At 70.1% G+C, this 23,883-nt stretch carries 23 protein-coding genes; 8 read left to right on the top strand and 15 right to left on the bottom strand.

What is annotated here, in order from left to right:
- Positions 1 to 66: 66 nt before the first annotated feature.
- The 3 genes from NBY69_RS34485 to NBY69_RS34475 all read right to left on the bottom strand — a co-directional run bounded on the left by NBY69_RS34485 (position 67) and on the right by NBY69_RS34475 (position 2,492).
- Positions 67 to 453, bottom strand: a complete 387-nt coding sequence (locus NBY69_RS34485; RefSeq protein WP_250306104.1) for an acyl carrier protein — start codon at positions 451 to 453, stop codon at positions 67 to 69.
- A gap of 138 nt (positions 454 to 591) precedes the next feature.
- The gene (locus tag NBY69_RS34480) at positions 592 to 2,034 is read right to left on the bottom strand and encodes an MFS transporter (RefSeq protein WP_250306102.1); all 1,443 of its coding nucleotides are present in this window, start codon (positions 2,032 to 2,034) and stop codon (positions 592 to 594) included.
- 86 nt (positions 2,035 to 2,120) lie between these two features.
- Entirely contained in the window at positions 2,121 to 2,492 is a 372-nt protein-coding gene (locus NBY69_RS34475; RefSeq protein ID WP_250306100.1) for a nuclear transport factor 2 family protein, read from the bottom strand.
- A gap of 290 nt (positions 2,493 to 2,782) precedes the next feature.
- Between NBY69_RS34475 and NBY69_RS34470 the strand changes: the two genes are divergently transcribed.
- The gene (locus NBY69_RS34470) at positions 2,783 to 3,571 is read left to right on the top strand and encodes an AfsR/SARP family transcriptional regulator (protein ID WP_250306098.1); all 789 of its coding nucleotides are present in this window, start codon (positions 2,783 to 2,785) and stop codon (positions 3,569 to 3,571) included.
- 69 nt (positions 3,572 to 3,640) lie between these two features.
- Here NBY69_RS34470 and serS read toward each other — a convergent pair whose 3' ends face one another.
- The 11 genes from serS to NBY69_RS34415 form a co-directional block, all read right to left on the bottom strand.
- A complete protein-coding gene (gene serS / locus NBY69_RS34465; protein ID WP_250306097.1) occupies positions 3,641 to 4,915 on the bottom strand; it encodes a serine--tRNA ligase in 1,275 nt (424 codons plus the stop codon).
- 69 nt (positions 4,916 to 4,984) lie between these two features.
- A complete protein-coding gene (locus NBY69_RS34460) occupies positions 4,985 to 5,215 on the bottom strand; it encodes an acyl carrier protein (protein WP_250306094.1) in 231 nt (76 codons plus the stop codon).
- A gap of 22 nt (positions 5,216 to 5,237) precedes the next feature.
- A complete protein-coding gene (locus tag NBY69_RS34455) occupies positions 5,238 to 6,245 on the bottom strand; it encodes a beta-ketoacyl-ACP synthase III (protein WP_250306093.1) in 1,008 nt (335 codons plus the stop codon).
- Complete coding sequence (locus NBY69_RS34450; RefSeq protein WP_250306091.1) at positions 6,242 to 7,240, bottom strand: VlmB-like protein; 999 nt, start codon at positions 7,238 to 7,240, stop codon at positions 6,242 to 6,244. Before NBY69_RS34450 ends, NBY69_RS34455 begins: the two co-directional genes overlap by 4 nt.
- Positions 7,241 to 7,300: 60 nt before the next feature.
- Positions 7,301 to 7,855 carry a hypothetical protein gene (locus tag NBY69_RS34445; protein ID WP_250306090.1) on the bottom strand — a complete coding sequence of 185 codons (555 nt, stop codon included), beginning with the start codon at positions 7,853 to 7,855 and terminating at the stop codon, positions 7,301 to 7,303.
- Positions 7,856 to 7,864: 9 nt separating this feature from the next.
- On the bottom strand, positions 7,865 to 8,347 hold the full coding sequence (locus NBY69_RS34440; protein WP_250306089.1) for a type II toxin-antitoxin system RatA family toxin: 483 nt from the start codon (positions 8,345 to 8,347) through the stop codon (positions 7,865 to 7,867).
- Positions 8,347 to 9,633, bottom strand: coding sequence for an aspartate aminotransferase family protein (locus NBY69_RS34435; protein ID WP_250306087.1), 1,287 nt, complete (start codon positions 9,631 to 9,633; stop codon positions 8,347 to 8,349). The genes NBY69_RS34440 and NBY69_RS34435 overlap by 1 nt, the downstream gene beginning before the upstream one ends.
- Before the next feature lie 61 nt (positions 9,634 to 9,694).
- Positions 9,695 to 10,834 (bottom strand): acyl-CoA dehydrogenase family protein, encoded by a 1,140-nt coding sequence (locus NBY69_RS34430; RefSeq protein WP_250306086.1) that lies wholly within the window; start codon positions 10,832 to 10,834, stop codon positions 9,695 to 9,697.
- Between the two features lie 41 nt (positions 10,835 to 10,875).
- Complete coding sequence (locus NBY69_RS34425; RefSeq protein ID WP_250306085.1) at positions 10,876 to 12,477, bottom strand: aldehyde dehydrogenase; 1,602 nt, start codon at positions 12,475 to 12,477, stop codon at positions 10,876 to 10,878.
- A 99-nt stretch (positions 12,478 to 12,576) separates the two neighbouring features.
- Positions 12,577 to 14,046, bottom strand: coding sequence for an MmgE/PrpD family protein (locus NBY69_RS34420; RefSeq protein WP_250306083.1), 1,470 nt, complete (start codon positions 14,044 to 14,046; stop codon positions 12,577 to 12,579).
- Positions 13,997 to 14,989: a diacylglycerol kinase family protein gene (locus NBY69_RS34415; protein ID WP_250306082.1), complete on the bottom strand. Its 993-nt coding sequence runs from the start codon at positions 14,987 to 14,989 to the stop codon at positions 13,997 to 13,999. The genes NBY69_RS34420 and NBY69_RS34415 overlap by 50 nt, the downstream gene beginning before the upstream one ends.
- A 398-nt stretch (positions 14,990 to 15,387) precedes the next feature.
- Between NBY69_RS34415 and NBY69_RS34410 the strand changes: the two genes are divergently transcribed.
- The 4 genes from NBY69_RS34410 to NBY69_RS34395 all read left to right on the top strand — a co-directional run bounded on the left by NBY69_RS34410 (position 15,388) and on the right by NBY69_RS34395 (position 19,571).
- The gene (locus NBY69_RS34410) at positions 15,388 to 16,386 is read left to right on the top strand and encodes a bifunctional lysylphosphatidylglycerol flippase/synthetase MprF (protein WP_250306081.1); all 999 of its coding nucleotides are present in this window, start codon (positions 15,388 to 15,390) and stop codon (positions 16,384 to 16,386) included.
- 54 nt (positions 16,387 to 16,440) lie between these two features.
- Positions 16,441 to 16,647 (top strand): hypothetical protein, encoded by a 207-nt coding sequence (locus NBY69_RS34405; protein WP_250306080.1) that lies wholly within the window; start codon positions 16,441 to 16,443, stop codon positions 16,645 to 16,647.
- A gap of 202 nt (positions 16,648 to 16,849) precedes the next feature.
- The gene (locus NBY69_RS34400) at positions 16,850 to 17,971 is read left to right on the top strand and encodes an acyl-CoA desaturase (protein ID WP_250306079.1); all 1,122 of its coding nucleotides are present in this window, start codon (positions 16,850 to 16,852) and stop codon (positions 17,969 to 17,971) included.
- Positions 17,972 to 18,146: 175 nt separating this feature from the next.
- Positions 18,147 to 19,571, top strand: a complete 1,425-nt coding sequence (locus NBY69_RS34395) for an MFS transporter (RefSeq protein WP_250306077.1) — start codon at positions 18,147 to 18,149, stop codon at positions 19,569 to 19,571.
- A 97-nt stretch (positions 19,572 to 19,668) separates the two neighbouring features.
- Here the strand turns inward: NBY69_RS34395 and NBY69_RS34390 are convergent, their stop codons facing one another.
- Positions 19,669 to 19,944 (bottom strand): acyl carrier protein, encoded by a 276-nt coding sequence (locus NBY69_RS34390; protein WP_250306076.1) that lies wholly within the window; start codon positions 19,942 to 19,944, stop codon positions 19,669 to 19,671.
- Between the two features lie 231 nt (positions 19,945 to 20,175).
- Between NBY69_RS34390 and NBY69_RS34385 the strand changes: the two genes are divergently transcribed.
- The 3 genes from NBY69_RS34385 (at position 20,176) to NBY69_RS34375 (ending at position 23,825) form a co-directional block, all read left to right on the top strand.
- The gene (locus tag NBY69_RS34385) at positions 20,176 to 20,703 is read left to right on the top strand and encodes a flavin reductase family protein (protein WP_250306075.1); all 528 of its coding nucleotides are present in this window, start codon (positions 20,176 to 20,178) and stop codon (positions 20,701 to 20,703) included.
- Between the two features lie 200 nt (positions 20,704 to 20,903).
- Positions 20,904 to 22,364, top strand: a complete 1,461-nt coding sequence (locus NBY69_RS34380) for an MFS transporter (RefSeq protein WP_250306074.1) — start codon at positions 20,904 to 20,906, stop codon at positions 22,362 to 22,364.
- 264 nt (positions 22,365 to 22,628) lie between these two features.
- On the top strand, positions 22,629 to 23,825 hold the full coding sequence (locus NBY69_RS34375; protein WP_250306073.1) for a cytochrome P450: 1,197 nt from the start codon (positions 22,629 to 22,631) through the stop codon (positions 23,823 to 23,825).
- Positions 23,826 to 23,883: the final 58 nt, after the last annotated feature.

Below are 23,883 nucleotides of genomic sequence, written 5' to 3'. Positions count from 1 at the left end.
CTCCTTCTTCCGGTTCTTCCGGTTTTCCCGGTCGCGCCGGTTCCCCCGGCCGGTCCGGACGATCTGTTACTGAGCGGGCAGGCTCTCGGCGGGCGCGCCGGCGAGGAGGTCGGTGAGGTAGCACACCAGCTGCTCGACGGTGGGTTCGTTGAACAGCACGTTCGCGTTGATGCTCAGTTCGAGCAGCTCTTCGAGGCTCTGCTTGAGGCCGACCAGCGCCAGCGACGTGAGGCCCAGGTCGAAGTAGCTCGTCTCCAGCGGGAGTTCGTCGTCGTCGTCCATCAGGAGGGCTCCCCTGAACAGCCCGGAGACGAGTTCCTCCAGCTCTTCCTTGATCTCGTACAGGGGCAGCTCGCGCAGCTCCCGCACGGATATGTGCGTCTCAGACATGGCGGTGACCGATCCGGATGCGGGGCGCGCGATGGCTGCGCCGGTGAACGAGTTCTCAGCCAACCACCGCCTCCTGACACGCCGCTGACCTGACGCTCGCCCGTCCGTGGTCTGCGCGCCCGGGGCGCGCAACGCAAAGACGGCCGAGCCGCACAAGGCGTCGGCTCGGCCGTCGTGAGCCCGCGGATGCGGGCCGGGTACTCAGCTCTGTCCGCCGCTCGGCCGCATGAACCTCACGATCACGGAGACGGCGAGGCTGAAGACGACCAGGGGGATCAGCCCCATGATGAAGGCGTGCGGGTAGTCGCTCGGCCTGGCGTCGCCGAGCGCGGGGTAGAACACGGCGCCGACCAGGGCCACACCGATGGCGGCCCCGCCTTCCTGCACCGTGTTCGTCGCGCCGGAGGCCGAAGCGGCGTGCTGCGGATCGGCGCCTCCCAGGACGGCACCGGTCAGCGGACCCGTGGTCATGCCCATCCCGATTCCGGCGACGACCAGCGGCGGGATCAGCCACAGCACACTGCCGTCCGTGCTGAGCCGCGAGGCGACCAGCCCCGTCAGGACATAACCGATGCCCAGGGTCAGCGGACCGACCGAGACCAGGCCGTGGCCCAGGCGCGCGGCCAGCTTGGCGGACAGCAGCGACGAACCGAAGTAGCCGGAGCCCAGCGTGAGGAAGACCAGCCCGGCCTCGGCGGCCGAAAGGCCTTTGCCCTCCTGGAGGTACAGCGCCAGCATGAAGAAGAACGACCCCATGGCCAGGAAGTACGTCAGCATGGCGATGAGGCCCACCGAGAAGGTCCGGCTGTGGAACATCGCGAGGTCGAGCAGCGGGCTGCGCCCCTGCCGCCGGCGCTGCTGCACGACGAAGCCGACTCCCAGCGGCAGCACGGCCACGAGCAGCAGCCAGCTCCACAGCGGCCAGCCCTGCTGCTGGCCCTCGACGAGCGAGAGCACCAGGGCCGCCAGGGCCAAGGTGGCCAGCACGGCACCGGTCAGGTCGATCCGCCCACCCTCGGCGTTGCGGGACTCGGGGATCAGCCGCCGGGTCAGGAGCAGCGTCACCACGCCGACCGGCAGATTGATCAGGAAGATGGTCCGCCAGTCGAGGCCCGCCACGTCCACCGAGATCAGAGCACCCCCGATGACCTGTCCGAAGACGCCGGCGAGGCCGATCACCAGGCCGTAGACGACGAAGGCACGGGCCCGCGCGGCACCGTCGTAGACGACACCGATGATCCCGAGGACCTGGGGCACCATCAACGCGGCGGTGACGCCCTGTACCGCCCGGAAGACGACCAGCGCGTCGGCGCTCTGCGCCACCGCGCACAGCCCGGAGGCGAGGGTGAACCCGGCGAGGCCGAGCGTGAACATCCGCCGCCTGCCGTAGAGGTCACCGAGCCGCCCGCCGGTGATCATGCCGGCGGTGAAGGTCACCCCGTACGCGACGATGACCAGTTGGGACTGGGCGTCGCTGGCCCGCAGGTCCAGCCGGATCGCAGGCACCGCGACGTTGGTGATGAAGTAGTCGAGGACCGTGATGAAGGTACCCACCATCACGACGGCTAGAGCGCCCCAGCCAGGACCGTTCTTGGGAACCACCGGCTCTCCGGCCCTGGTGGACGTCCCGGTTTCCGTTGTCATCGTGGTGCTCCTTGAGGGGGGAACGGAGACCGGGCGGACGCGCCCTGATGGCAGCGATCCGCCCGGTAGGGGGGCCGTGAGAGCGCTCAGGCGCCCGCGGGAACCTTGTCGAGGAAGCCGTAGACGTTCTTGATCTTCCCCTGGGAGTCGGTCACCACGACGTCGAAGCCGATGACGATGTTCTCGCCACCGCCGGCGGGCACCAGCTCCCACTGGAACCGGCCGATGTTGTGGTTCTCGTCGACGTCGCCGAGGACGCGGAACTCGAATCCCTTGAACTGCTCCTGGGCTCCGGCGAGCACGGCCCCGATGCCTTCGTGGCCCTGTACGTCGGCGAGCGGGTCGGTGTAGGTGGCGTCCGCGGTGAACACCTCGGAGATCGCCGCGGCACGCTTGCTCGCGTCCGCCTCGTTCCAGGCGGCGATGTAACGGCCGGCCAGTTCGGTCAGGTCACTCACGGGTACTCCTTGGTCGCATGCGATTACTTGTCTCGCCGACCGGACGCGCGCGGCCCCGGGCGGCTCCTCCGCCACTCTGCCAGGGGGCCGCTCAAGAACCGGTGGAGCCGTCGCGGGCCTCCTGGGGCGGCCCGGCACGCGACGGAACCGGTTCCGCCCGGCGCACGCCGGATCTCAAGCGGGGCTCAAGGGAGCGGTGTCACGTTCAACGCGGACAACACACTCCGTACCGCCCCGCCTGCCGCTGCGGCAGGCACCCCCCGGGGGCGTCAGGCAGGGAGGAGCAGTCAGTGAAGTTCAGAATTCTCGGCTCCGTCGGCGTCGAGGTGGACGGGCACTTCCGCAGTGTCCGGGGCGGGCAGCAGCGGGCGCTGCTGGCCGCGCTGCTGGTCAGCGGCGGCCGACTGGTCCCCGCCGAGGAGCTCTACACCGAACTGTGGGGCACGGAGCCGCCGTTGACCGTGGAGAACGCCCTGCAGGCGCACGTCTCACGGCTGCGCCGCACCCTGCAGGAGTGGGGCAGCTCCGCCCCTTCGCTGGTCACCCGGTCCACCGGGTACGCCCTGGAGTTCCCCGCCGAGGAGCTCGACATGAACGTCTTCAGGAGCCGGGTCGCCGAGGCCCGCAGAGCCGTGCCCACCGACTCGGCGTGGGCCGCCGGACTCCTCGGGGAGGCACTCGGCCTGTGGCGCGGCGCCCCGCTCCAGGACGTCGCCGGCGGGCCGCTGTGCCGGTCGGTGGCCGTACAGCTGGAGGAGGAGCACCTCGCCGCGACGGAGGACAAGCTCTGGTTCGACTTCGAGTGCGACGTGCCCTCCGCCATAGGGGAACTGAAGCGGATGAGCATCGTCCATCCGTGGCGGGAGCGGGTCACCGAGATGCTGATGCTGGCCCTGTACCGGTACGGGCGGCAGGCCGAGGCGATCGAGACGTACCACACCGCCCGCGGCCGGATGGTCGACGAACTGGGCATCGAGCCCTCGCCGCAGCTCAGGGAACGGTTCCTCGCCATCCTCAACCAGGCACCGCTCCTCCCCGGCCGGCGGACCGCCTCCCCGCAGCTGGTGCGTTCGGCCTGACCGCGTCAACGCCCGGCCCCCGGTAATGCGTTCCGTGTCACGGAACGCACCACCGAGGGCCGGGCGACGTCATGCGGTGGCCCCGCCCGGCAGGATCCGGGAGAACCCGGTGTACGGCGTGAGCGCCGCCGGCAGGACGACGGACCCGTCCTCCTGCTGCCCCTGTTCGAGCAGCGCGGCCACCGTGCGGCCGATGGGCAGCGCCGAGCCGTTGAGCGTCGCGGCAGCCTCCTTGGCCCCGCTCCCGGTGCGCACCCGGATGCCCGCGCGCCGCCCCTGGAAGGTGCCGCAGTCCGACACGGAGGAGATCTCGCGGAAGGCGCCGCTGCCGGGCAGCCACACCTCGATGTCGTACGTCATCCGGGCCGAGAAGCCCAGATCACCGGCCGGCAACTGCACCACCCGGTAGGACAGTTCGAGGCGGCGCAGACACTCCTCGGCGTGGGAGCGCATCAGCTCCAGCTGCTTGGGGGCCTCGTCCGCCGCGCAGATCCGTACCAGCTCCACCTTCTCGAACTGGTGCAGGCGCAGGATGCCGCGGGTGTCACGGCCGTACGAGCCGGCCTCCGCGCGGAAGCAGGGGGTGCGGGAGGTGAACGCGAGCGGCAGGTCGGCGGCGACGAGCAGGTCACCGGCGACGAGATTGGTCAGCGGGACCTCGGCGGTCGGCACCAGGAACAGCTCCCGGTCACCGACCCGGGTGGCGAACAGGTCCTCCTCGAACTTGGGCAACTGGCCGGTGGCGGTCATGGTCTGCCGGTTCACCAGGTACGGCACGGAGTGCTCGACGTAGCCGTGCTCCTGGGTGTGCAGATCCAGGAAGAAGTCACCGAGCGCACGCTCCAGCCGGGCTCCGGCGCCGCGCGACACGGTGAAGCGGGCGCCCGAGAGGCGGGCGGCGCGGGAGCCGTCGAAGATGTTCAGCGTCTCGCCGAGGTCGGCGTGATGGCGGGCCGGGCCCCCCGCACGCACGGGCGGGCCGCCGCGCGCCACCTCGACGGCCTCCTGGTCCGAGTGCCCGTCGGGCACCTCGTCCAGCGGGAAGTTGGGAATGGCGAGCAGCAGATCGGTCAGGGCCGCCTCGGCTTCGCGCGCCGCGGACTCCGCCTGCTGCACCTGCTCCCGCAGCCGCCGCGACTCCTCACGCGCGGCCTCGGACGGCTTGCCGCCGTGGCCGCGCGAGGCCGCCTTGAGGGCGGCGCGCAGGTCGGACACGGATGTCAGGGCCGCCGCGCGCCGCCGGTGCGCCTCCTCGACGCCGGTCAGGTCGAGCCCGTACCGGCGCCGCGCGAGGCGCCGCACCGCTTCGGGACCCAGCTCGATCAGCTCACGTACGTCATGCATGAACTCTCCTTGAGTGCCGGGCCGGTCCCGGTCCTGGGCGGCTGCGCGCGGGGGTCACCCGACAGCCCCTCAGACCGTCGCGCGGCGCTCGCTCATCATCTGGGCCATCTCGCCGATGTTTCCGGCCTCCATCAGCTCGTCGTCGCTGATCTCGATGGAGTACTCCTTGTCGAGGAGCATCGACAGCTCGACGACGGCGAGCGAGTCCAGCTCGACCTCTTCGCGGGTGGCCTGCGGGGTGATCAGGTCCGGGGCGACCTTGAGCTTGTCGACCAGGATCTCCTTGAGCATCTCGAACATGACGGGCTTCCTTTCGGTGGGGTCAGACGACGTCGATGTCGGGCCAGACGAGGGTGGCCGCGCCCCAGGAGAGCCCGCCGCCGAAGGCGGTGAGCAGCACCCGGTGACCGGCTTGGAGCGTGCCGTTCGCCGCGGACATGGCGAGCAGCGTGGGGAGCGACGCCGCCGCGGTGTTGCCGACCTCGGCGACGTTGGACAACTGCCGCTCCACGGGGAAGCCGAGCTCGTCCGCGACCGCGGTGAGGATGCGCGAGTTGGCCTGGTGGGCGCAGAGCCGGTCCACGTCGTCGAGCGTCCACCCGGCGGCCCGCACGGCGGCGCGCGAGGCCTCGCTCATCCGCTGCACGGCGTGCCGGAAGGTCTCCCGGCCGTTCATCTTGAAGTACGCGTCGGACGGGTCGGCCAGCTCGGTCACCGGCCCGCTGGAGCGCGACCGGGAGCCGCCGGCCGGGACCTGGATCAGCCCGGCGAGGCTTCCGTCGCTGCCCAGCACCGGAGTGCCGATCGCACCGGGCTCGTCCGCCTCACCCGCGCGCAGCACCACCGCGCCCGCGGCATCCCCGAACAGCACCACGGTGCCGCGGTCGTCCGGGTCGACCATGGTCGTGAAGGCGTCCGCGCCGATCAGCAGCACCCGCTCGGCCGTGCCGGTGGCGATCAGGCCGGAGGCCGTCGCCAGTCCGTACAGGAACCCCGCGCACGCCGCCGACAGGTCGAACGCCGGGGTGGTGCCCAGGCCGAGCCGGGTCGTGATGTCCGGTGCGGTGGGCGGGACCTGGTGGTCCGGTGTGGTGGTGGCCAGGATGACCACGTCCGCACCGCCGCCCCCGGCGGACTTCAGGGCCCGCTCCCCGGCCTCCACGGCCAGGTCGGAGGTGGCACCGCCGGGCTCGACGACGTGCCGCACCGACATGCCCGTCCTGGTGCGGATCCACGCGTCGTTGGTGTCGAGGCGCTCGCTGAGGTCCTGGTTGGTGACCAGCTTCGGCGGCAGATAGACCCCGGCGCCCGCGATGACAGCGGACTTCACGCGTCCCCCTGTGCGGGGGAGCCGAGCCACTCGACGGGCAGGCCCATGTACGCCATGCGGGCGGCGGCCATCTCGTCCGTCCACTGCTCGGCCATGTCGTAGCGCTGCTCCGGCGTGGTGTCCAGAAGCCGGGTGCCGGGCCAGATCTCGTAGTCACCGATCCGGTCGGCGTGCTCCTCCATGCCCTTCTGGAACAGCTCCTCGCGGTGGATGACGAACTTGCGGTCGTCGATGTCGTCCCACAGCGCGACGCCGGCCTGCAGGATCTCCACCAGCCGCGGCCGGTACTCGGGGTGCTTGCGCACGTGGTCGCGGAGGATGGTGCTGGCGACCGTCAGGTGGCGGATCTCGTCGATCGCAGTGCCGCGGGAGATCTCGCCGGTGGCCGGGGACAGCGGGGTCCACTTGCGTTCGCTCAGCTCCGCCGCCGGGGCGAGCACGCCCTCGATGACGATGGCGAACACGGCCACCGCGCCGGGGAAGTCGCGCTGCTTCTGGACGACGTCGAGGGTGAAGTCGATGACCGGCTGCAGCACTTCGCGCTGGTAGTCGGCCGCCATGTCCTCGATGTCGCGCAGCAGGGTCGCCTCCGGCATCCCCAGCTCGACCAGGTGGTTGCGGAACACCCGCGCGTGCCGGGCCTCGTCGAGGAGCTGGGTCGCGTAGAACTCCATCTCCGGGATGCCCGGAGCGATCTCCACGTACGGGGCGAGCAGCCGGGTGGCGACCTCCTCCGACAGCCCGCGGAAGCCGAATTCGAGGACCAGGGCCTCACGCAGCGGACCCGGCGCCTTGAGGAAGTCCGGGACCAGCGCCGACTCGTGGTGGCCGGTGACGCCGCGATCGCGCAGAGTGCCCTGGGCGACCTGGGTGATCCAGTAGGCGAGGTTGCACTCCTCGGGTCCGAGGGTGAGTTCCTTGGCCCCGTCGAGCAGACCGGGAGCGGTCTCCCAGTCGGCCTCCTGCGCCACGGCGCTCTGCGGCGATTCGGTCATGACGGCGTGTGCTCCTTCTGTCGGCCCGGGTTCACTGCCCGGGAGGTGACGGGTCTGCGGTCAGCGGCCTGCGGGGGACACCGCGCGGTCGGCGTTCCGGCTGCGGGGCGCGGGCCGGGCCGGCAGGTGGCCGACGGGCTCCGGGTCCTGGGCGTGGCCCACCGGCTTGGGGTGCTGCAGGCCCAGGTCGTCCAGGAGCCGCAGGTACCCCTTCTGCCGGACGGGCTCGTACGGCAGCGCGAACGACTTCATGAAGTTGCCGAACAGCCCCCGGTCACCGCTCAGGTGCCAGGCGACCGCGAGCAGTGCCCACTCCGGTCCGACCAGCCAGCACCACAGGCCGACGACCACGCTCTGCGTGATCAGGCTGTGCATGACGTTGTAGAGGACGTAAAAGACCTTGGAGATGGGCCTGCCCCCGCTGCGGCGGAAGGCGATGGCCCCCGGGATGTAACCGATCAGGTCGATGTAGAGGAACAGACCGATCCACACGGGCCAGCGGATGTCGCCGAAGTGCTCGATGATCAGGCCGGTGCTCACCGCGAAGCCGACGAGGTACTCGGCGCGGTGCAGGGAGAAGGTCCGTGGGGTCTCGAACGGGTTCGCCTGGTCCATGGCCGTCCCCTACGCTGCCGCGTCGGCGGGCGTGCCGAGCTCGACCGCGCTGCGCAGCTCCGTGCGGGCGAACAGCCCGGTGACGGCCCAGGCCACGGTCTCCTTGATGACGCGCTCGGCGATCGGGTCGAGGATGCCTTCGAGGCTCGGGATACCGAAGTCGAAGTCGACCTCGAAGTGGACGACGACGTTCTCGTCCTCCTGGATCACCGCCCACTTGCCCTCGAAGACGTCGAAGTCGCCGTCCTCCTGCTCGAACCGGATCTCCAGCTCGTCCTCCAGGAAGCGGTCCTCCTCGGTCCAGCGCAGCAGGCCGCTGCGGAAGTGCAGCTCCCAGCTGGAGCTGCCCTGCGGATCGGGCAGGGTGCCGTGCACCGTGGTGGAGCTGACGTGCGGGGCCAGTTCGGGGAATCGGTCGAACCTGGCGACGGACTCGAAGACGGTCCTGGCGTTCTCTCCCAGTACCACGGCGTCCAGTTCCACATGACGCATCAGTTGTTTCCGCCTTCCGGCATCCTGGCCGAACCGGCGACCAGATCGAGGGTTGCTTTGTCGAAGGAGCTGAGCAGGTACTCCACGTCGAGGTCGGTGAGCGTGGCGGGCGGGGTGAACCGCACCACCGAACTGCCGTTCATCGAGTGGTTGGCGACCACGCCGTGGTTGAAGAGCTCGATGAGCAGCTCCCCGGCCAGGCCCGCCTCGGTCAGCTCCACGCCGATCAGCAGGCCCTGGCCGCGTACGTCGACCACCAGGTCGGGAATGTTGCGGCGGGCTATCTCGGCGATCCGGGGCAGCAGCCGGGCGCCCAGGTCCATGGACCGGGTGACCAGGCGCTCCTCCTCGATCGCGCGGACGGCGCCCTGGACGGCCGCCATCAGCAGGGGCTGCCCGGAGAAGGTCGAGGTGTGGATGTACGGGTCCTTGTCGAACGGGCGGAACGCCTTGCGGGTGGCGACGGCCGCCGAGACCGGGACCACACCGCCGCCGAGCGCCTTGCCCGCGAGCAGTACGTCGGGGACGACGCCCTCCGTGTCGGCGCCCCACCACTCGCCGAGCCGGCCCATGCCGGTCTGTACCTCGTCGAGGATGAGGAAGCCGTCGTACTCGCGCACGAGCTCCTCGACCCGCTTGAGGTAGCCCTTGGGCGGGATGATCACGCCGCCCTCGCCCTGCACCGGCTCCAGGATCACGCAGACCTCGCCCGGGTGCGCCCGCAGCTCCTCCTCCAGGGCGTCCGCGTCGCCGAAGGGCAGGTGCAGTACGTCGGGGAGCAGCGGCCGGAAGGGCTTCTGGTAGACCTCCTTGGCGGTCGCCGAAAGGGCACCCATCGTCTTGCCGTGGTAGCCGCCCTGCATCGACACGGTCCGCCTGCGGCCGTTGGCGCGGGCCAGCTTGAGGCCGGTCTCGACGGCCTCGGCGCCGGAGAGCGAGAAGTGCACGCGGTCCAGGCCCTCGGGCATGACCGAGACGAGGGCCTCGGCGGCGCGGGCCACCGTCGGCTCCAGCAGGATGCGGGTGGCGACCGGGTGGGTGCGCAGCTGGCGCTCGACGGCCTCCATCACGATGGGGTGGCGGGCGCCCATGATGAAGACGCCGTAGCCCCCGGCGTTGAGGAAGCGCTCACCGTCGCTCGTGGTCAGCCAGGCGCCGGAGGACTCCACCTCCATGTGGCTGCCGAACAGTTCGGCGAGGGTGGCCCGGCCCTTGCTGAGGTGGGCCCGGTAGAGACCGAGGATGTCCGCCTCGGTGTCGACCCGGATGTCCTGGGTCACGGTCACGGATAACTCCCTGGATACGACGGGCTGTTGGGGTTCGACCGGTGCATCGGCCGGATGCGGTTCAGGAGAGGTCGAGCGGCTTGCCCGCGACGTAGTCGACGAGCTGTCCGGCCGTGGCGGACCGCCCCGGAGGGTGGAAGACCAGCGGACGTACGGAGGCCGCGAGGCGGGCGTGGTCCGAGCTGCGGATGAAGTCGATGCCGCCCAGCAGCTCCAGGCTCTTGTCCGAGACCTTGGCGAGCAGGTCCTGGGTGGCGTAGCGGGCGATGAGCACCTGGGCCACCGCCTCCTCGCTGTCGAGCCCGTCCCGTACGGCGCGGGCGGCGCCCTCAAGCAGGTGGAAGGCGCTCTCGACGTTGATGACCACGTCGGACCGCTCGCTCACGCTGCCCCGCTCGCGCTGGACGACCAGTTCGGCGAGGGCGGCGGCGGCTCCGGCGTAACCGGCCGAGATCAGCATCTCGAACCAGATGACGCCGGCGGTCTGCAGCTCGTCGAGCCGGTCCGGGTCGTCCTCGGTGGTGCGTACGACCATGTTGTCCGGGACGAACACGTCGGTCAGGCGTACCTCGTCGCTCTCCGAGGCGGCCAGCACGTCGTTGCCCCAGAACGGATGGACCGTCAGGCCCTCGGAGGAGGCCGGGACCAGTGCGAGGGCGAGTTCGGGGGTGCCGTCCGGGCCGGGCACGGCGATGCTCGCGGTGAGCAGCTGCATCGAATGGGCCAGGCTGCACGGCTTCTTGATGCCGTTGAGCCGGTACCCGCCCGGGGCCGGCACCGCGACGACCGACGGCGCGAAGATGTTCTGCTGTGTCTTGCCCTCGGCCCAGCCCGAGGCCATCAGGATCTGCTCCGGCACGACCCGGTGCAGCAGCTCCAGTTGACCCTCCGCCAGCCGCCCGGACCGCTCGGCCAGCGAGTACAGCATCGAGACGGTGAAGTGGTGCATGGTCACCGCGGCGGCCACCGACGGTGACACCGCCCCGATGGCCCGCTGCACCTGCACCGCGTCCACCGGGTCGGCGCCGTGCCCGCCGAACTCGGTGGGCACCAGCAGCCCCACACCGCCGTGGGTGCGGAACAGGTCGATCGCGGGACTCCCGGGAGCCTCCCGCTCGGCGAAGGGGATCTCTTCCAGGGCCTTGAGCAGCCCTGGATGGTACCGGTCGCAGAGCGAGCGGGCGGAGTCGAGGGAGCGCACGGGGGGACACCTCCGTTGAATCGGTGGAGCGGGGGGATGGTTCAGGCCCCGAAGACGGCCTCGTGGGGGCTGACGTCGGTGGCGATGCTGACGCCCTGGATGTGCGAGGTCTTGAGGATCGGGTAGTTGGCCTCGCCGTAGACACCGCCGGTCAGGCCGGTTCCGCCGTGGCTGGGCAGATACGGCAGGAAGCCGATGTGCGAGTCGTTGATCTTCAGCAGGCCGCCGTTGGTGATGCGCTGCACGAACGCGTTGATCACCCGGGCGGACTTGACCCAGAGCGAGTTGCGCAGCCCGTACTCGTTGGAGTTGACGAAGTCGATGAACGAGTTGAGCAGCGTGTCGTCGTCGTCGGTCGCCTCGGGTACGACGATCGGCAGCAGCGGGAAGAACGTCTCGCTCCTGACGATGTCGTGCAGGCGGGCCCCTTCGAGACCGTCGACCCGCACCACGGTCGGCTGCAGGAAGACGCCGGTCTCCGACGGGGTGCCGTCGACCTCGGTCCGCAGGCCGCCGGTGATGATCTCGCCGCCGCGGTCCAGGGACTGCTTGAGCAGCGCGAAGAACTTCTCGCTGCGGCGCACCGGGGAGAGCAGGACGTCCTCGTCCTCCGGGTAGCCCGGACGGACCACCTTGACGCGCTCCTTGACCGCTTCGATGAGCTCCTCGGCGATCTCGGGGTGGACCAGCACGCAGTTGGGCACCATGCAGATCTGGCCCGAGCCGTAGAAGGACTCGCAGATCGCCTCGGCCGCCTTCGTCAGGTCGGCGCCCTTCCACACGACGATGGTGTCGTTGCCGGCCAGCTCCAGGATGGGCTTCTTGCCGTTGGCCACGCAGCTCTCCTGGAAGCGCAGGCCCTCCTCGCTGCCGCCGATGTAGAAGATGTCGTTGATCAGCGGCGACTCGACCCAGCGGTCCAGGGTCTGCTTGGGGTTGGAGCAGATGGCGTTGAGGATGCCGGGAGGCGCGGAGATCTCTTCGAGCAGCGGCGCCACCACGTCGCGCATCAGCCACATGGTGCTCAGCGCGATGCTGCGCGGGGCACGCATCACGACCGCGTTGCCGGCCATCAGCGCGAGAACGGCGAGGGCCGCGCTCGGCGCGGGCGCGTTCTGCGGCGGGTTGAAGGCCACCACACCGTCGGGCTGGCGACGGACGATCAGGCGCCGTCCCTCGTGCTCGAACTCGGTGTGCATCCGCTGCCGGTACCAGTACAGGCTTTCCTCGCTGTAGATCTGCTTCATGCAGCTCAGTTCCCAGCGGGCCAGCCGCAGCGGGTGCGACTCCGAGGTGAGGATGTCCAGGAACTCGTCCTCGCGGCGCATCAGCTCCTCGCGGAACATCCTGCCCAGGCGCATCCGACGTTCCAGGGGGACCTCGGCCCAGGCGCCCGCAGCAGCAGCGGCGGCCTCCGTGGCGAGATCGATCGAAGCATCGCTGGCGATTGCGCAACGGCCCACCACATAGGGGTGATCCGCCGACTCGGAATCCGGATTCTTTTCCAGTTCCCGTTTGAGACTGACGCTCGTGAATACATCTTCGAGCATGGACTTGGCGCTGACGGTATATACCCAGCCGTCGCCTTCGACGTCCTTGCCCGCGATATAAAGTTTGTAACTGCGGAGTTCCTTTTCAGGCATCAAAGGACCTTTCCCAAGTCCGATCTTCCCTGCTCACTGTCCACCGTGAAACGATGTTCGCAGCGCCTGCTGACTCATCGCTGACACCCGCCTCGCGGATTACCGCAGCGCTGATGCGATCCATTCCTGAAGATCATCGGAATCCATCGAATCGAGGTGCTCGGCCGCCTCGGCGACCTCGGGCGTCCCGCCGTACTCCAGGAACTTCTGCTGCATCAGTTCGGCGTGGTGGGCCCGCGTGTGGGGGCCGGCGGCGGCGAGCGGGATCATGCGCTCCCGGCTGAGGGTGCGCCCGTCGGCCAGCCGTACCGTCACCCGGGCGCCGGTCGCCTTGGCGGACGAGGTGAAGTCGGCCCGTGCCTTGTCGCCCGCGGCCTCCTGGGCGAGCCTGGCCACCTCCTCGCCGCCGAAGGAACGCAGCCAGGGTTCCGCCGCGGGCCCGGCCTGCCGTACGGCCTCGCCGAACGGGGCCTCCGAGGCGAACAGCGCCCGGGTCAGCTCGGGGTCGTGCACCAGCCGCACCCGTTCCGCGACGTCCCAGCGGACGCGCTCGCTGAGCAGCGGCGCCGCGAAGTCGTTGACCGTCAGACCGCCGGTCAGCAGGGCGGTGGCCACCGGATACGGGGTGTGCAGGACGAGCGCGCCCAGCGGCGAGCCCGGCCCGACGATGTACGACGCCGCCTTCTTGCCCGCGAACAGCGTGTAGAGGGACGCCTCGACGACGATCTCCTCGATGTCCTCGGGACGGCACGGACCGATGTCGCGGTGCAGCGCGGCGGCGCAGTCCACCGCCGCGTCGATCCCGGGACCGCCCGGGTGCATCTTGAACGAGAGGGTCTCGGTGTGCCACCGCAGGCCGAGGCCCGCGTTGACGGCGTCGGGCAGCGGTACGGAGGAGAACCGGTCGAGGAAACCGTCCGGGTGCTCCAGGATGTCCACGGCGCCCCGCAGCCCGGCGCGGGCCCCGTCGCAGGCGTCCATCGCGGTGCGTACCGGTGTGAAGGTGTTGAACAGCCGCGCGTCGCTGGCCAGGAAGGCGCGCATCAGCGGCCAGTTGGGCATGGCGAAGGCGAGGCCGAGGGCGTTGCTCCAGACCGCTTCGTCGGCGCCCTCGCAGTGCAGCCTTCCGCTGACCGTGCCCGCCAGGTGCGTGTGCACGGCGCTGTGGCCGCGCAGCGGCCCGAGCGTGGCCGCCGCGGTGATCCTCGCCGCGAACTCGTTGGCGGCGACGACCGCGGTGACCAGCGAGGCGCCGTCGAGGCCGCGCGCGTAGGCGTACGCGAGCGGGACGGACACCGTGGAGTTCGACAGATGGCCCGCGTACGCGGTGTCGTCGAGGTTCAGCCAGGAGCCGAGCCCGGCCAGCACACACGCCGACGTACGCGGATCGCTCTGCAGGGGCGGCCCGAAGGCCTCGATGAGCCGGCGGCCCAGCGGGTGTGCGGCGCCGGCCCGGATGGAGGCCAGCTGGGAGAGCAACTGGCTGCTCGCCAGGGAGCGTACGGGGGCGGGGACGTCCTCAGCCTGCAGCCGGGCCGCCCACCGGCACAGCTCCTTGAGTATCGACACGCGTCACTTCTTTCGTCGGAGCACCCCAGACCGGCAGCACACCCGGCAGCACATCGACGGACATGCTGGTCCAGTTGAGCTGCTGCAGTTCACCGTCGTGCTCGAAACACAGGGGGCGCCCGTCGAGGCGTTCGACGACGACGCGCCGCCCGCGGCCGTACACCACTCCGGGCTGCTCGTGCAGCAGGCCCTCGGTGGCGAGGTGGGGAATGTCCGTGGCGGGCACCTCGGCGCCGACGACGCAGACGTCCAGCAGCCCGTCGTCCAGCTCGGAGTGGGGCAGGACCAGGTACTGGCCGCCGCGGTACCGGCCGCCGCCGACGTTGGCCAGGACGGTGGCGCCCTCGTGCAGCACCGTGCCGTCGACCGTGACCCGCCCCGGGTAGGGGCGGTGGGCCGCAGCCGCGTCCGGCAGGGCCCGGGTGTAGCGCTCGCGGCCGGTGGCCTGGACCGTGCGGGCCGTGATCAGGCCCTCGGCGACCAGCCCGGAGCAGGCGCCGAGCAGCACGAGTTCGCCGGTCTCGGCGAGCGATCCCAGGTCGATGCGGCGCAGTGCGGCCCGCTCCGCGTCGGCGGTCAGAGTCGCTTGCAGCGTCTCGGCCCAGGGCCGGTCGGCCCACAGCATGCGGTAGTTGGAGTTGCCGGTGCCCGCGGGGACCACGGCGAGGGCCGCCGCGGTGGGCCGGTCCCGGGCGACGAGTCCTTCGACGACCTCGCGCACCGTGCCGTCGCCGCCGACCGCGATCACCAGGTCCGCGGCCGTGGCGGCGCGGACGGCCTCGGTGGCGCTGCCTCGGTGCGTCGTGCGGTGCACCTCGACGCTGTCGAGCCGGTCGCGGCAGAGCCGTACGACCTCGTCGAACAGGCCCGCGCGTACGGTGCCCGCGGTGGGGTTGGCGACGACAAGTGCCCGTCGTGGGGCGGGGGATGCCGCGGTCGGCATGAGGCGATTCTCCAGACGCTGCGATCGGCGATCGGCGGCCGGCGCCGCTCCGGGCCCGACGGCGTGGCGCACTCGGCGCGAGCAGGTCGCGTACGGCGGGCTTCCGGCGGGCTTCCGGCGGTGCGGCAGCACGGCCCGCAGCGGAGAGGGCAGGATTCGAACCTGCGTGGGCTTTCGCCCGACTGAAGCGTGCTCCGGTCCCCGATAAACCACTCCGGGCACCTCTCCTGGTTTCCGGAAGCCATTGTCTCCCGGTTGCCTGGATTACATTTCCAGCCCGCTCTGATATCCGGCTGACAGGCGGCTGACATCTCCCCGGCAGACAATTTCGGCTCTTCCGGGGCTCATCTTGCAGGTGCTCTACTTTCCTGTGCTCGTCATCGGAAGAGAGAGGGCCAATGTCTCCTACAGCAACGGCCGAGAACACCGTTCTCGCATCGATCCGTCAACACACGCAGTCCGAGAACTCCAGCGCGTTCCTGACCATGAGCCAGGGGACCAGCGCGTTCACCGCGCCGGGACTCGACGGCATCATCGCCTACCGCAGGGCCGGCCAGTACCTGGTCCAGCTCGGCGGCCCCTTCGCCGCCCCGGACGACTACGACACCCTGCTCGACCGCTTCGTGGCCCATGCCCATGAGCAGGGCCTGAAGGTGGTGGGCGCCCAGTTGCAGCGCCCTGACGCCGAGGTGTACGCCCGGCGCGGCTTCACCGTCAACCAGTTCGGCTCCTCCTGGGTGGTCCACCTGCCCGACTTCACCATGCGCGGCACCCGGTTCATGCGGATGCGCAACAAGATCTCCCGCGCCCTCCGCAGCGGTCTGCAGGTCAGCGAGGTGTCGCCGGAGGAACTGACCGAGGCGATCACCCACATCGACCAGGCCTGGCTGCGCTCCAAGGGCGAGGAGGCCCGGCAGCTGGAGTTCCTGGTCGGCGAGATAGGCGGCCCCGCGCAGGAGCACCGCAGGCTCTTCCTCGGCACCATCGACTCCAAGCCGGTCGGCTACATCTCGTACTCGCCCGTCTACGGCAGCCGGGCCGGCTGGATGCACGACCTGAGCCGGCGCATCCCCGACGACACCCCGGGCCTGATGGAGGCCATCAACGCGCACGTCATCGAGGTGCTGCGGGCCGAGGGCGCCGAGTGGCTGCACTTCGGCTTCACCCCGTTCACCGGCCTGGCGGAGGAGAACGAACTCCCCGGCCACAGCCCGTCCTTCCAGTGGCTGATGCACTTCCTGTGGGCCGAGGGCGCGGCTCTCTACCCCGCCCAGACGCAGCTCACCTACAAGGAGAAGTGGGCGCCGGAGGCTCCCGTCCCCGAGTACGTGGCCTTCGACGGGCCCGCCTCGCTGTCGGCCTTCGCGCACATCTTCCGCGCCTGCAACGCCTTCTGAACCCACCGCACCCGAGCCGCCCGGCACGGCGGCACCCAGCAAGGAGGAAGAACCATGTCCAGCGAGCAGACCACCGAGGCCCTGGGGCAGGACGCCGAGCAGGCGCCTGCACCCAGCGAGACGGACGCCCTCAAGGAGCAGCTGGTCCATTCCCTGATGGACATCATCGGGGCCCCGGACGACCAGGACGTCGCCCGCGCCTCGGACGAGCTGCTGCGCACCCTGGACGCACGGCTCGCCCAGGAGGCCGCAGCCGCGTGACGCGCCGCCGCACCGCGCGCACCGCCCGCCCGTAGTGGCACAGCTCCCGCACGGGAGCTGTGCCACGGGCCGCCCGGTGCAAGCCCCGCCCCGGCGGTGTTCCAGGCAGTCATCAGCGCCACATCAGTGCGGTGCCCGACGCTCAAGTTGCTTTCGCCCGGTGCCCCGTGCCGGGACCCGTCCTGCTCAAGGAGATCCTTCTATGCAGTCTCCGAACATCAGTGAGACCACCAGCGAGAAAGAGTCAGACACCCAACGGCCGCTCGAAGCCGGCCTCGCGGTCGCGACGGGCGAAGCGAGCAGCCAAGGTGCCTCCGCCACCTTCGGTGAGCTGCTGAAGCGCGTGAAGACCGAGGGACTGCTCGACCTCAACACGGGCTACGACTACCGCCGGCTCGCCCTGAACATGTCCCTCATCCTGGCCGGTCTGGTCGCCTTCCTCCTGATCGGCGAGTCCTGGTGGCAGATGCCGGTCGCGGTGTGGATGGGCCTCTGCGGCGTTCAGAGCGCCTACATGTGGCACGAGGTCGGCCACAAGGCGATGTTCCGCGACAAGAAGGTCGGCACACTCGTCGCGTACTTCCACGCCAACTTCTTCAGCGGGGTGAGCTACGCCTGGTGGGTCAACCACCACAACCGGCACCACAGCCACCCCAACCACCTCACGCTCGACCCCGACATCGGCCGGCGCACCGCGATCTTCGACATCAAGCAGTACGCCACCCGCACCCGGACGCAGCGCTTCATCGTCCGCCACCAGCGGATTCTCTTCTTCGTGCTCCTCGTCCTGGAGGGCTACAAGATGGAGAAGACCACGGTCAAGGAGCTGGCCAAGAGCGGGGCCAAGCGCCGGTTCGTCGAGATCGGCCTCGTCGTCCTGCGTACCGCGATCTACCTGACCGCCGTCTTCACCGTCCTGACGCCCCTGCAGGCCATCGTGTTCATCGCGGTGCAGCACGCCGCGCTCGGCGTCTACTTCGGCCTGATGTTCGCCCCGAACCACAAGGGCATGGAGGTCCGCGACGGCGAGAAGGAGACCCTGGACTGGCTTGAGCGCCAGGTCCTCACCTCCCGCAACATCCGCCCCAACTGGTGGATCGACTTCCTGTACGGCGGCCTCAACTACCAGGTCGAGCACCACCTCTTCCCGGCGATGCCGAAGCGCAACCTCGCCCGCGCCCGGGAGCTGACCCGCGACTACTGCGCGGAGCGCGGCATCCCCTATCTCGAAGTCGGGTTCTGGGAGTCCTACAACCAGGTCGCCACGTTCCTGCACGAGGTCAGCGCCCCGACGCGGCAGAAGGAAATCGGCGCCGCCGTCTGACGGACGCCGTACGACAGCCCCGGCACCGCCCCCGCCGGACCCCCGCAGCACATCACGTACACGCCCCCTCCCTCCCGTACGACCGGAGGGGGCACTCCGCCTCCGCCCACGCGTAACGCGCCGGGGCGGAGGCACACGGCCGAACGCTCACCGGAGACTTGAGGAGCTCTGAACCATGTCACAGCAGACGCCGCTGAGGCCCCCGCCCGCGGCGCGCACCATCGGCGACCGGCTCGACCGGATGCCGGTCACGCCCACGCACCGCATGCTCACCGCCGTGGTCGGCGTGGGGCTGCTCTTCGACACCTTCGAGAACAACCTCTCCGGAACGATCTCGAAAGTGCTGCAGGGGGACTTCGCCTTCAACGGCACCACCCTCAAGCTCGTCCTGGCCTCGGCCTTCATCGGGCAGTTCTTCGGCTCCCTGGTGCTCGGGCGGGTCGCCGACCGCTTCGGACGGCGCCGGGCCTTCCTGATCAACCTCGCGCTGTACTCCGGGTTCTCGCTGCTGGGCGCGTTCGCCCCGAACGCCGCCTGGCTGATCGTGACGCGCTTCCTCGCCGGGGTCGGAATCGGCGCCGAACAGGCCCTGTCCGACTGCTACCTGGCCGACGTACTGCCCGCCGGGCAGCGTGGCCGGTACACCGCCTGGGCGTACACCCTGGCGTTCTGCGGGGTGCCCGCGGTCGGCTTCGCCGCACTGTGGCTGGTGCCGCTGAGCCCGCTGGGCATCGACGGCTGGCGCTGGCTGTTCGTGCTGGGCGCCGCCGGATCGGCCGTCGTCTGGGGACTGCGGCGCAGGCTCATCGAGTCGCCGCGCTGGCTCGCCACCCAGGGACGCCACCAGGAGGCGGAGAAGCTCGTGGCCATGATGGAGGCCGAGCTGCCCGCGCACGTCCTGGCGGAAACGAGGGCGGAGACGAGGGCGGAGACACGGCCCGCGGCGGCCACGGTGAAAGAGCGCCCGAACGACGCCGCCGCCCCGCCGCTGCCCCGGCGCACCGGCCCCGGCGTGGTGTTCCAGGCCAGGTTCCGGCGCCGTACCGCCATGCTGTGGCTGTTCTCCACCCTGTCCGTGGTCGGTTACTACGGTTTCGGGGCGCTGGCCCCCCAGATCCTGGCCGCCAAGGGGTACGGAGTGGTCACCGGCCTCGGCTTCACCGCGGTGTCCTTCATCGGCTACCCGATCGGTTCCCTGGTGTCGGTGCCCATCATGGACCGAATGGAGCGCAAACGGCTCCTCGCCCTCTCGGCCCTGGCGATGGCGCTGGCGGGCTTCGGATTCGCGTACGCGGGCTCGGTGGCCGTCGTGATGTTCTTCGGGATCGCCTACACCCTCGTCAGCAACGTGTTCTCCACGGTCTCGCACGTCTATCTGGCCGAGCAGTACCCCACCGACATCAGGGCGGCGGCCACCGGCCTCGCGTACTCGCTGTCGAAGCTCAGCGCCGGGGCGCTGCCCTTCGTCCTGCTGCCGGTGCTCGAACAGCACGGAGCGGGCCCCATGTTCGCCGTCATCGCGGGCTGCATGGCCCTGCTGGTGGTGACGGTGCTGGTCCTGGGCGGCAGGACCACCGGGGTCTCCGTCGACCACGACTGAGACCGACCAGGAGCACCAGGGCCACGCAGTTCGCCCCGTCGCGGTGCGACGGGGCGAAGCGTTGTCAGATGGCGCCGACCGGTGTCGGGCGCGGCACTCAGCTGTGGACGGCCTCCGCCGCCTCGACGGCCAGATAGGCCGCCAGCTGCCGCACCGTCGCATGCTCCAGCGCCACGATCGGGTCGAGGACGAGGCCGAACTTCTCCTCGATGTCCCCGAAGAGGCCCAGTGCGGCGACGGAGTCGAGGCCGTACTCGACGTACGGGACATCGGGGTTGATCTCTGACAACGGCAGGGACACGTGGGTACCCAGCCTCTCCGCGAGCCAGCCGAGGATCTCCCCCTCGGGCATGACCGGCTCCCTGTCCGCCATGTGCAGCTCCTTACGTGATCCGTCGGCACCGTGCCTTCCCCCTCATCCTGCTGCCCGCCACTCAACCCCGGCTTGACCCGGCACCTCCGGGCCCCTTCGCTCCCCTTCGTTTCGAGTGGGTCTTGAGCGGTTCTTGCGATGGTCCCTGAGCCGGAACTTTCAGAACCCGGCCCAGGAGCGTGCTGAAGCCCCGGCCCCGTGCCCCACGGCCCATCCCCAAGGAGCTAACTCATGAGCACAGCCCAGGAGCAGTTACCGGTGGCGGACGCCCAGCTGTTCAAGGACGCGATGGCGCTGCTCGCCACCCCCGTCTCGGTGGTCACCGCCCTCGACGGGGCGGGGCGGCGCTGGGGGTTCACCGCGAGCTCCGTGTCGTCGGTGTCCCTCGACCCTCCTCTGGTCATGGTGGGCATCGCGCTCGGTTCGAGCTGCCACGCCGCCATGTCGGCGGCCGAGGAGTTCGCCGTCAACGTCCTCGGCGAGCGGCACAAGCCGGTCGCCCAGCGCTTCGCCACCCACGGCGAGGACCGCTTCGCCCCCGGCGACTTCGGCGCCTGGGAGGGCGGCGTCGCCCTCCCGTACCTGCCGGACGCCAAGGTGCGGCTGCGCTGCCGCACGGTGGACGTGATCCGCGCGGGCGACCACGACCTGCTGCTCGGCACTCCGCTGGAGATCCGCATCAGCAGCCCCGCCGCGGCGCCGCTGCTGTGGTACGCACGTGACTTCCACACGCCCGTACCCACAGGCGTGCCCCACTGACCACCGGCCGCCGCGGGCAGGTACCTCCGGGGGCCGGCAGACGGCCCCACCCGTACTCCAGCGATACTCCGGCCGGGTGCGCTGCAATCGCTCCGACAGGGAGCTGCGCCGACTCCTGCCCGTCGGCTGGGCCGTTGCAGGCGACATACCTGTCGGAAGGGTCTGAATGACCGCACGCGACAGGCCAGGAGGGCTTGCACATGGCCACCGAAACAACCCCGGCGCAGACGGGGACGGCGACCACGCCACCACCGGACACCACGACGGGCAGACGGTCGTGGGGTGCGCTGCTGGTCGTGCTCGCGGGCTTGTTCATCACCAACCTGGACTTCTTCATCGTCAACGTGGCGATTCCGTCACTGCAGTCGGACATGAACGCGTCCTCGGCGCAGATCCAGTTCGTCGCCGCGACCTTCAACATCGGCCTGTCCGCCGCGCTGATCACCGGTGGCCGCCTCGGTGACCTCTACGGACGCAGGCGGATCTTCTCGATCGGCCTCGCGCTGTTCACGCTGGCCTCGCTCGCCTGCGGCCTCGCGCCGAACATGGGCGTGCTCATCGGAGCCCGGGGCATCCAGGGCGCGGCTGCCGCGCTGGTGATCCCGCAGGTCCTGGGCATCCTCACCACCACCTACTCGGGCAAGGACCGGGTCACGGCCTTCAACGGATTCGGGCTGGCCCTCGGGGCGTCCGCGGTCTTCGGCCAGTTGATCGGCGGCCTGCTGATCAAGGCGGACGTGTTCGGCCTCGACTGGCGCTCCATTTTCCTGATCAACGTTCCGATCGGCGCGGCCGTCCTGCTGATCACGCCGCGCGTCGTCCCCGAGTCGAAGGCCGAGGGCCGCACCGGATTCGACCTGACCGGTGTGGTGCTGGTGACCGCCGGTCTCACCGCGGTGATCCTGCCCCTGGTCCAGGGCCGGGAGCAGGGCTGGCCCACGTGGACCTGGGAGTGCCTGATCGCCGCCGTACCGCTGCTGGCCGCGTTCTGGATCCACCAGCGCCGGCTGCACGCCCGTGGCAGGTCGCCCCTGGTGAGCCCGGCACTCTTCCACGACCGCGCCTTCCGGGTCGGAGTGGTGGGCATCCTGGTGTTCTTCGCCGCCATGGCCTCCTTCTTCCTGGTGCTCGCGCTCTTCCTGCAAGAAGGCCACGGCGTCTCGGCGCTCGATTCCGGGCTGTTGTTCGTCCCGCTGGGTATCGGCTTCTTCCTCTCCTCCACCCAGGCTCCCCGGATCGCAGCCAAGTTGGGCCGGCAGGTTCTCGCGCTGGGCGCGCTCATCCTGGCCGTCAGCGATGTCGCGCTCGCCGAGACCGCCCTGCACATCGACAACGGGTCCGTGGCCTGGTGCATCCCCGCGATGCTGTTCTGCGGCATCGGCATGGGCCTGGTCGTGGCGCCGCTGACCTCGCTGGTGCTCGAAGGCGTGGCGCCCGAGCACGCGGCTGCGGCGTCCGGGGTGTTCTCGACCGCCCAGGAGATGGGCAACGCCGTGGGCATCGCCGCCATCGGTGTCGTCTTCTTCAACACCCTGGGCACCCGGCACGGCCCGGGGGCGTTCGCCGACGCGTTCTCCTCCGGCCTCTTCGTCCAGGCCGCCATCTGTGTGGGGGTCGCGGCCCTGGTGCAGTTGCTGCCCCGCCCGGCGCGGCAGAACTGACCGCCACGGCAGCCCTCTCCACCCTCTCCACCTGATGTCGGATCCGCCCGATCCGTATCCCTCCCCGTGGGTGCCCCCGGAGCCTTGGCTCCGGGGGCACCTCTTCTTTGTGCGGCCTGGAGTTCAAGCCTCCCCCAAGAGTTACCCATGAGTTGATACGGGCATTTATGCAGGTCAGGGGCCTGTCAGTGCTCCGTCAGGGTGGGCTTTAAGACTGACCGGCGAAACATCTCAGCCATCGGAGTCAAGCCAGAGAGGCAACAGATGCTAGCCACCCAGGAGAAGCTCGCGGACTGGCCCATGCCACGTTCCTGTCCCTTCGCGCCACCGGACGAGTACACCTCGCTGCGCCACAGACCGCCCGTCAAGGTCCGTATCCGCGGCGGTGAGGCCTGGCTGATCACCGGGTACGCGGACGTGCGCCAGGTACTCAACGATCCGCGGTTCAGCGCCGACGACCAGCAGCCCGGATTCCCCGTGCGCATCCAACTGCCGCCGGAGCCCGGCGTGATGTCGTTCAACCGGATGGACAACCCGGAGCACGGCCGGCTGCGCCGCATGGCGATGACCGAGTTCACCGCCCGCCGGACCCGCGCCCTGCGCCCGGAGGTCGAAGCGCTCGTCGACCGGCTCCTCGACGACCTGGCGAGCGGGCCCAACCCCGTCGACCTGGTGGAGAACTTCGCGATCAAACTGCCGTCGCTGGTGATCGCGCGGATGCTGGGTGTGCCTGAGGAGGACGAGCACATCTTCACCGAGCAGAGCCAGACGATCCTCTCCCAGGTGGCCTCGCCCGAGGAGGCCTACGCCGCTTTCGTCGACATGAGCCAGTTCCTCGACCAGCTCACCACGGAGCGCGAACGGGCCCCGAAGGACGACCTGCTCAGCCGGCTCGCCACCCGGTACGTGGCGAGCGGCGAGCTCGACCACAAGGACCTGGTGTCGATGGCCCGGTTCTTCCTCGTGGCAGGGCACGAGACGACCGCCCACCAGATCAGCCTGAGCGTGCTCAGCCTGCTCCAGGAGCCGCGCCAGCTCGCCGAACTCCGCGCCGATCCGGAACTGTTCGGGCCCGCCGTCGACGAATTGCTGCGCTACTGGTCCATCTCCCAGGACAACCAGGTCCGGGTGGTCGCCGAAGACGTGGAACTGAGCGGCGCACTGCTCCGCAAGGGCGAGGGCGTCATCGTGGCGATCCCCAGCGCCAACCACGACGAGTCGGTCTTCCCCGGCGGCCACACCGTCGACATCCACCGCAAGGAAGCCCGGCAGCACATCGCCTTCGGCTTCGGCACGCACCTGTGCCCGGGTGCTCCGCTGGCCCGGATGGAACTGGAGGTCTCCCTCAAGGCGCTGTTCACCCGCTTCCCCACCCTGCGCCTCGATATCGCCCTGGAGGACGTCCCCTTCCGCCAGAACACCATCGTCTACGGCCTCGACAGGTTGCCGGTGGCCTGGTAGCAGCGGCCGGAAGTCAGGGGTCGAGGTGAACATCAGTTCCGCATCAGCAGCCTTCCCC

Origin of the sequence: Streptomyces sp. A 4/2 (assembly GCF_940670765.1) — a bacterium.
GTDB lineage: Bacteria > Actinomycetota > Actinomycetes > Streptomycetales > Streptomycetaceae > Streptomyces.
The sequence above is the reverse complement of the archived record's forward strand: the minus strand, read 5'-3'. Positions and strand labels throughout refer to the sequence as shown.